Origin of the sequence: Lysobacter sp. GCM10012299 (genome assembly GCF_042649405.1) — a bacterium.
Taxonomy (GTDB): domain Bacteria; phylum Pseudomonadota; class Gammaproteobacteria; order Xanthomonadales; family Xanthomonadaceae; genus Lysobacter_J.
The window spans coordinates 184728-192887 of record NZ_JBHRZC010000006.1 but is presented as its reverse complement, the minus strand read 5'-3'; the positions used below and the strand labels follow the sequence as shown (position 1 = coordinate 192887).

At 57.9% G+C, this 8160-nt stretch carries 7 protein-coding genes and 1 pseudogene; all 8 read left to right on the top strand.

The window, feature by feature from the left end; all coding sequences use genetic code 11:
- Positions 1 to 812, top strand: a pseudogene (locus ACFOPO_RS15845) (UDP-glucose dehydrogenase family protein); the annotation flags it as partial.
- A 21-nt stretch (positions 813 to 833) separates the two neighbouring features.
- The gene (locus ACFOPO_RS15840; RefSeq protein WP_386704443.1) at positions 834 to 1865 is read left to right on the top strand and encodes a glycosyltransferase; all 1032 of its coding nucleotides are present in this window, start codon (positions 834 to 836) and stop codon (positions 1863 to 1865) included.
- Between the two features lie 46 nt (positions 1866 to 1911).
- Positions 1912 to 3060, top strand: coding sequence for a hypothetical protein (locus tag ACFOPO_RS15835; protein ID WP_386704434.1), 1149 nt, complete (start codon positions 1912 to 1914; stop codon positions 3058 to 3060).
- Positions 3053 to 4150 carry a glycosyltransferase gene (locus ACFOPO_RS15830; protein WP_386704432.1) on the top strand — a complete coding sequence of 366 codons (1098 nt, stop codon included), beginning with the start codon at positions 3053 to 3055 and terminating at the stop codon, positions 4148 to 4150. The genes ACFOPO_RS15835 and ACFOPO_RS15830 overlap by 8 nt, the downstream gene beginning before the upstream one ends.
- A complete protein-coding gene (locus ACFOPO_RS15825) occupies positions 4134 to 5279 on the top strand; it encodes an O-antigen ligase family protein (protein ID WP_386704430.1) in 1146 nt (381 codons plus the stop codon). Before ACFOPO_RS15830 ends, ACFOPO_RS15825 begins: the two co-directional genes overlap by 17 nt.
- Positions 5279 to 6493: a glycosyltransferase family 4 protein gene (locus ACFOPO_RS15820; RefSeq protein ID WP_386704429.1), complete on the top strand. Its 1215-nt coding sequence runs from the start codon at positions 5279 to 5281 to the stop codon at positions 6491 to 6493. The genes ACFOPO_RS15825 and ACFOPO_RS15820 overlap by 1 nt, the downstream gene beginning before the upstream one ends.
- A gap of 167 nt (positions 6494 to 6660) precedes the next feature.
- Positions 6661 to 7077 carry an acyltransferase gene (locus ACFOPO_RS15815; RefSeq protein ID WP_386704428.1) on the top strand — a complete coding sequence of 139 codons (417 nt, stop codon included), beginning with the start codon at positions 6661 to 6663 and terminating at the stop codon, positions 7075 to 7077.
- Between the two features lie 52 nt (positions 7078 to 7129).
- Entirely contained in the window at positions 7130 to 8143 is a 1014-nt protein-coding gene (gene galE, locus ACFOPO_RS15810; protein WP_386704426.1) for a UDP-glucose 4-epimerase GalE, read from the top strand.
- Positions 8144 to 8160: the final 17 nt, after the last annotated feature.

The following is an 8160-nucleotide window of genomic DNA, read 5'->3' as shown; positions in this document are numbered from 1 at the left end:
TCGGTGCCAGCAGCGCCGCGGCGGTGGACAAGCTCAAGCGCCTGTACGCACCGTTCAACCGCAACCACGAGCGCATCGTGGTGATGGACGTGCGTTCGGCCGAGCTGACCAAGTACGCCGCCAACGCGATGCTGGCGACCAAGATCAGTTTCATGAACGAGATCGCCAACATCGCCGAGAAGGTCGGTGCCGACGTGGAGATGGTGCGCCAGGGCATCGGCTCGGACCCGCGCATCGGTTGGCACTTCATCTACCCGGGCGCCGGTTACGGCGGATCGTGCTTCCCCAAGGACGTGCAGGCGCTGGCGAAGACGGCGCAGCAGTACGGCTACGACGCGGAGCTGCTGGGCGCGGTCGAGTCGGTCAACGACCGCCAGAAGGCGCACCTGTTCGAGCTGATCGGCCGCCATTACGACGGTGCGATTGCTGGCAAGACCTTCGCGGTGTGGGGCCTGGCGTTCAAGCCCAACACCGATGACATGCGCGAGGCTTCGAGTCGGCGCTTGTTGCAGCTGCTGTGGGACGCGGGCGCCAAGGTGCGCGCGTACGATCCGGAGGCGAGCGAGGAAGCACAGCGGATCTTCGGCGATCGCGATGACCTGGTGCTGTGCGATTCCGCGCGGGCGACCTTGGCCGATGCCGACGCGCTGGTCGTGGTGACCGAGTGGAAGCAGTTTCGCAGCCCGGATTTCCAACGCCTGGGCCAGTCGCTGGCCGACCGCGTGATCTTCGATGGGCGCAACCTCTACGATCCCCGTGAGGTCGAGTCTGCTGGGCTCGTTTACTACGGCGTTGGACGTGGAAGGAGCGTTAAGGATCACCAGCCAATTGCGGTGAGCGAGCGCGGTCAGCGACCGTGCGTGCTGTCAGTGTTGGTTCCGGTGTTCAATGAGCGCCATCATATTCGCGCCTGTTTGGATTCAATCTTGGCGGCGCGACTTCCTGCCGGGAGCGAGATACTGCTAATTGACGGCGACTCGACGGACGGTACTTCAGAGATTTTGCGAGAGTACGCGGATAACTTCTCTTCAGTCCGAATTGTTCGTAATGATCGCCGCAAGCAAGTGTATGGCCTCAACGTGGGTCTCGGTGTGGCTCGCGGTGAGTACATCGTCAGGTGTGATGCCCATTCGACCTATCCTACCGACTACTTTGCCAACTTCATCGCGTTCTATCTCGCGAACGGAGATGGCTACGGAAACATCGGGGTCGGGTGCATCACGAGGAACGAAGCCGACGGCTTGCGGGCCGGTATCGCCGACGCCATGCAGAGCGCGTTCGGAGTCGGCGGCAGTCATCGCGTTGGTGGCTCGGCCGTGAACGAGCCGCGACCCGTGGACACGGTATTGTTTGGCGCGTGGCCGGCGGCAGTATTCGCGGAGGTGGGAGTCTTCGACGAGAAGTTCGTGCGCGGCCAGGACTACGAACACAATCTGAGGATTCGCCGTTCGGGTCTATTGGTAGCGCAGGTTCCCGGACAGGCGTTCACCTACTACACCCGCAGTTCATTCCGGAAGCTAGCAAGAATGATCTATCAGTATGCGTACGTTAAAGGGCAGTTGGCTGCACGTGATAGACGGTTGACCAACGTCCGATCAGTAGTGCCTGCTGCATGTATGGGCATCGGCGCGCTGCTCGTATTGCTATCGCCAATTCTGGCTCTCGGGCTGGGAGTGACCTACGCAGTTTGCGCCATTGGGGTCGGCGTTCGCAGCTACATTCAGAACGGTGGGCTGCTGAGATCGCTTGGCATGTCCGCCGCCTTCCCGGTAATGCACCTGGCACACTCTATCGGCTTCAATTCTGGACTCCTTCAGGCGTTCGCATTGGGACGTGACACGAGCAATATGGAATCCACGAGGTGATGAGATGCAACACCTCGAGTTACGCTACGGACCTCGGTGCGTTCTGTTGAACAGGAAGGTCGTCACCATAATCCTGTTTTCCGGCATGCAGAGCGCTGCCGCATTTCTGGCTGTCACCTATCTTTCGTACTTCCTAGGCGCAGAGGCGTATGAGCCGATTGCCTGGCGCCTCGTGATCTTCCAGATCGCAGCGTTGGGCTTGGACCTGGGATTGAACTCGTTGGCATTGCGCCTCCTTGCCCGGACTGGGTCGGCCGGGGCGACGCGATCGGTATTGCAGATCAAGTTTACAATCTTGGCCGCCCTCGGCTTGGTTGCGGCAATTCTGCTGCCGTTTGGTGGTTGGAGCCTGCTACCGGTACTCGCAGGAGCGCTTCAAAGTTTCTCGGTCAGTGCGCGCGTTCTATGGGCGGGGGAGAAACGCTTGGTAGACGCGCTGCCAGGCATCGCCATGCTGTGCTCGGCGGCAGTTCTTGTTCCGGCAAGCTCGCTAGTCGATGGAGCAGATGCCAAGTTTGCGATGGCGTTCTTGTTACCGCACGTTGTTCAAGCCATCACGTTCGCATTGGTCTGCCGAGTCGGGATGTCTCCAGCTTCACTGCTGCGTTTGAAGGGTATTCGCTTTGGCGAATGGCTAGGTGTGTTCGTGTCCGGAATCGGCTTCGCGATGGCACCTCAGATTCTGGCGCTAATTGCGAAGGATTCCAACAAGTCATACTTCGTTGAGCTTAGCTTGGCCTTGAGCTTATCGGCGGCCCCGGCTCTGCTCCTGAACTCGTATAGGCTTGCCAAGTACGTCGATGTATCTGGAAGGACGTCAAGTCTAGTCGCGGCGGCAGAGCGACTAAAGGTGGTTCTGGCAGACTTGCGCAACTTCGCGGTCATTTACTTTTCCGCCGTCGTGGCAATGACCATTGGGGCGATGGTCGTCTACTCGGGTCGTTACGGCGACATGCCATTAGCCCTGTTGGTGATTTGCCTTGGCACGTTCTCAGTGTTTACGGTTGGCTTGATAAATGTAAAAGCTCAGGTCGACGGGATGGTGGTTGCAGATGCTTTGGTTAACGTGCTCAGGGTTGCGCTGGCGGCGCTACTTGCGCTCGTGATCGACCATCTGCTGATTCTGTTGATCTGCTACTACACTATGATGGTTTGTGGGGAGATGTTGATTGCGACGGTCAGGCGAAATGTTTAACGATCGGACCGTCTTGCAGGTCATTCCGACACTTGAAGTGGGTGGCGCAGAGCGGGTATGCATCAACTTGCATTCTGGTCTGGAGCGGCTTGGTGTTCGAGTCAAACTGATCACTCTGGTTGAGGCTAAACGCGCGACATTCTCCGCCGTCCCAGAAGTCCTGGGGCTCGGGGGGGCGCGCGCTAGGAACGCGTTAATCTCTCTGACGCTGCAACTCCGTTCTTCAGAAGCAGTCGGCGTGATCTCGCATCTGCATCACGGCGTCGCTGTATCTCAAATTGCGATCTTGCTTTGCAGGCTCGTCGGCCGAAGGTTCCGGCATGTGGCTGTTCTCCACTCTTGCATAATTTCCACTCGCGACGCTTATTGCCGGACGTTTCGTGGAAGGATTGCTTGGCGACTATTGGCATACCTTTATAGGCGTGCGGATGTCGTGGTCTGCGTGTCGTCTGGTGCGCGAGATCAGGCGCGGGCTACGCTTCGGCTAAAGGAGAGTCAACTGCGGCTGATATACAACCCGGTGATCGATGAAAGGTCCGCGCCCTTCCGTGCCGCCGTTCCCGGGCGAGGGTGTAGTTTTGCTTTCCTCGGTCGCCTTGAGCATGTCAAGGGATGCGATCTCTTGCTCGATGCGTTCTCGCTGGCGAGGTTCACGAGTGCGCCTCGTCTGCTGGTGGGTGGGGACGGTTCCATGCGCGCCGAACTGGAGCAAATGAGCGTGGACCGCGGAATTTCCGGCCGCGTTGAATTCTGCGGGATGGTTGATGCGAGTTCGTGGCTGGAGGGGGTGTCGGCCCTGGTAGTTCCCTCAAGGTCCGAGGCGCTTCCCACTGTCATGATCGAGGCTGTCGCCAGAGGTCTGCCAGTCATCGCATTTGACTGCTCACCTGGAGTGCGCGAGTTGGCGCGGATGTACCCAAGCATCGTGCTTGTGCAGAATGGTGATACCGCCTCGCTTGCAAAGGCCATGGAAGAGCTAGAGGTGAGCCTCTCGGCGGCTGGGAACAGCGCAGATGATGTCCTTGCTACCTTTGGTTTCGACGTGGCTGCAAGAAAGTACTTAGAGGCTCTCGGTGCGTCCGGTCATTAAGCTGCGACACCTCCTCTATCTGGTGCTCTTCTGCGTTCCTTGGGCAGCGGGAATAGAGCTTCCTGTTGTCGGGAACAGTCTAAAACTAGCATTTGCAGTTCTGCTTGGCGGCTATGCTCTCGTCGCGCTGGCGGGCAGGTCGCGTCCCTCTGTCCCGGGCATCGGGTGGTGGGCCGGAGCACTGGCTGCGTGGTCCCTGGTCTCTTGCTTCTGGGCGATCAGCCCGGAAGATGCCCTAACCAAGGCGGTCAGCCTCGCGCAGTGTGCGCTGCTCCTAATACTGCTGCGTACGCTTCTTTCCTCCAGTAGCTACACAATGAATGCATGCCTTGCGCTGATCGCAGGCGGGTTGGTCACGCTGGCTTTAACTCTCAACCAGTTCGGTGCTAGCGAGCATCTCGGAGATTACCGATACTTTCCCGAAGGATTCGATCCGAATGAGTTGGCAGTCAGCTTCTCGACGCTGGCGATGTTGTCATTCGCAATAGCGACCGTCCACGAAAGTAGGATCTCGCGCCTCTTCTGTTGGCTGATCGGGATCGGCCTTCTGGTAGGCACGCTATTCACCGGATCACGAACCGGTTTGATCGTAATCGGTGTAGGTATTCTCACACACCTGGCAATCGCCCTACGAGGCGCGAAGGTGTCCGTGATCGTCGGCGTTGCAGTTGGACTGTTCGCATTGGTGGCTGTAATCGCGAACATCCTGCCTGAAGAAACCATTGCCAGACTCTCCTCCATTGAAGGTGAGGTTCAGGGCGGTACCCTTAATCAGCGCTCGTCGCTGTGGCAGGTGGGGATCAACTCGTTTCTGAATCACCCTTTCTTCGGGGTCGGTAGCGGAAGTTTCCCCCGAATTTCCGAGCGAGACTATGGCATTGCCTTCGTTGCTCATAACACTTTCATTTCCGTGCTGGCCGAGTTGGGCGTGATTGGGTTGCTTCTTCTGCTCGCGGCGGTCACCTCCTGCTTCCGGACCTTCTTTGTAGAACGTCAGACGCTTGTGATGCTCCCAGCGGTCCTTTGTCTGCTTGTTGGAGCACTTGGTTTGACCTGGGAGCACAGGCCGATCTTCTGGGTAGTTCTGGCGCTTCCTTGTTTGGTGGTAGCAAGACGCAGGTTTGGCTGATGCGCATCCTATACATTACGTCCGGCTTGCCTTTCTCGAATGGCGAGACTTTCATCTATCCTGAACTGGATGCGCTAGAGCAGCTAGGTCACTCAGTTCATGTATGTCCGAGAGATCGAGGCCGTGGTTCCTCGGCGCATGGTCGGTCGACTCATTGGAGTGAGCGAGCTTGGCGTGCGGGCCTGCTGTCGCTAGAGGTGATAGTTGCTGCGGTTCGCGTCGGCGCAACCCGCCCAAAGGCGGTCGCGAGGGCGCTCGGATTGATACTCCAAGATCCGAGGCCCAGGGTTCTGGTCAAGAATCTTGCAGTCTTGCCAAAGGCTCTTTGGCTCGGTGCCCGAGTGCATTCGGAGAGGATTGATTTCATTCACGGCCATTGGTGCGCGACAACCGGAACCATGGCTGCTGTCGCCTCTTTGGTATCCGAAGTTCCGTATGGGATAACTTCGCATCGATGGGATCTGGTAGAGGGAAATCTTCTGGATGAGAAGGTTAGGACCGCGAGATTCTTTCGGCTCATCTCCAAAAGTGGCCGAGCTCTTGTCTCAGCACATGGCGTGGACCCGGTGCGTACCACGCTTCTGCATATGGGGGTCGAGCTCTGTTCGAGTTCTGCTTCAGTACCGATTTCAAGGTCGCGGATAGAGATTGTCTGCGCGGCAAATTTCTTGCCAGTTAAGGGCTTGGACATCCTCCTTGAGGCGGCCGAGCGAATGAAGAGAGCAGGGTTGCACTTTGGGGTCACTATTTTTGGCGACGGCCCTTTGCAGGGCCAACTGGCGGCTATGCGCGACCGTCTTGGAATCGACGATGTTGTTAGTTTCCCTGGCAGGATTGATCATTCTGATCTATGTGCGCGCATGAAGGGTGGGGAGTTCGATATTGCGGTTCTCCCAAGTCGCGACCTAGGCGAAGGCCTGCATGAAGGTATTCCGGTTTTCCTGATTGAGGCTATGGCCGCGGGACTGCCTGTTGTATCGACGCACACGGGTGGCATTCCGGAGCTAGTCGTGCCTGGTAGTGGCCTGCTCGTCGCGGATGGAGACAGTGCCGAGCTTGCCAACGCCATTGGTGACCTGATCGGATCCCCGACGCGAAGGGCTGGCATGGGGCAGTGCGGGCGTGAACTGGTTGGACATAAGTTCAGTGCTGCCAGCGTTTGTAGGGAGCTCGCGAGCCTCATGGCCGCGGGCGCTAGCAGTGGGTGCTCATGAGGCACCCTTTGCTCAGCTGTTTCCCATGTATGGAGGCATTGCTATGAGAATGCTGACGAATCTCCTGCGGCACATCCGAGCTCGGCTTCGACCTTCCCCGTTAGGTCATTCGTTGACTAGAGGTCTTGATTGTAGGCGGGACTTCTCGATGCAGTCCGAGGTGATCGTTGATCACCTGGCTTATCGAAATTGGAGACGATGTGACGCTCGCACCCCGGGTTCATGTCCTGGCTCACGACGCCAGTACGAAGCGAGCGCTCGGATTCACGCGGATTGGTCGAGTCAGGATCGGCGAGCGGGTCTTTGTAGGAGCCGGTTCGATTATCTTGCCAGGCGTGTCGATTGGTGACGACGTGATTGTTCGGGGCGGCAGCTTCGTTACAACAGACATACCCGCTGGATCCGTTGCAGTGGAAATCCTGCGAGGTCATATCCACGACCGCGCTGTATCTGGACAAGCGACGAGCCGAGATGGATTCGCCCCAAGATTCGATGCGGCCTATACCCTCCGAGGCGGGGTGACCGCGGCAATGCGACGTGAGATGAACGAGGCGATTGAATCTGGGTTTGGCTACATCGAATGAATTGGATTGACCGTGTCTAGGACGCTGCGATGCGGACGGGAAAGGAGTTAGCGTGAAGATTCTGGTTTGCGGTGGTGCAGGGTACATCGGGAGTCATACGTGTGTTGCGTTAGCCGCGCGAGGCCATGAGGTTGTGATATTCGACAACTTGAGCAACGGCTCGGAGGACGCGGTTCAAAGGGTTCGGAAGTTGTCCGGACGGCCATTGGCTTTTGTCGAGGGTGACGTCCGCAGCCTGGAAAGCCTGAGGATGGTCTTGAGTGACGGAGTCGACGCCGTTATCCACTTCGCGGCTCTCAAGTCTGTCAGCGAGAGCTGTTCGGAGCCGCTGGCATACTTCGACAACAACATCTGCGGCACCATTAGGCTCTTACAGGCGATGGATGGCGCCGGAGTTCGAAATCTCGTGTTCAGTTCGTCTGCGACGGTTTATGGGGATCCTCAGGTTGTTCCAATACACGAAGGGGCCGTGTTGCAGGTGACTAATCCGTATGGACGCTCAAAGTTGGTCGCGGAGGATTTGATCCGAGACTTGTGTGGCGCCCGGAAGGATTTCAATGCCACATTGTTGCGGTACTTCAACCCAGTTGGCGCACACCCTAGCGGGTTGATCGGCGAAGATCCGTTGGGCACCCCATGCAACCTAATGCCCTACGTGAGTCAAGTGGCTGTGGGGCGTCGTCCCCGTCTGAATGTGTTCGGAGGTGACTACTCCACGCCCGACGGAACCGGTGTTCGGGACTACATTCATGTCATGGATCTCGCAGACGCCCATGTGAAAGCTGTTGAGCAATTGAACTCAAGTTCGGGTTGCCAAGCGATCAACCTTGGTACGGGGCATGGTGTGAGTGTGCTGGAGCTCGTTCGCGCCTTTGAGCAAGCTTCTGGACGCGATATTCCGTACACAATCGTGGATCGACGTCCGGGGGATGTTGCCGCCTGCTGGGCGGATCCGTCTAAGGCTTTTGAGGTACTTGGTTGGAAGGCGAAGTACGGCGTCCGAGCTATGTGTGAGGACGCGTGGCGGTGGCAGTTGGCCAACCCGAATGGCTATCGAAGGCATTAGGGTGTGACCTTGTGGGA

Bases quoted from the DNA above. Each gene is read 5' to 3' on its own strand.
- ACFOPO_RS15820 (WP_386704429.1), top strand. From the start codon at position 5,279: ATGCGCATCCTATACATTACGTCCGGCTTGCCTTTCTCGAATGGCGAG.
- ACFOPO_RS15830 (WP_386704432.1), top strand. From the start codon at position 3,053: ATGTTTAACGATCGGACCGTCTTGCAGGTCATTCCGACACTTGAAGTG.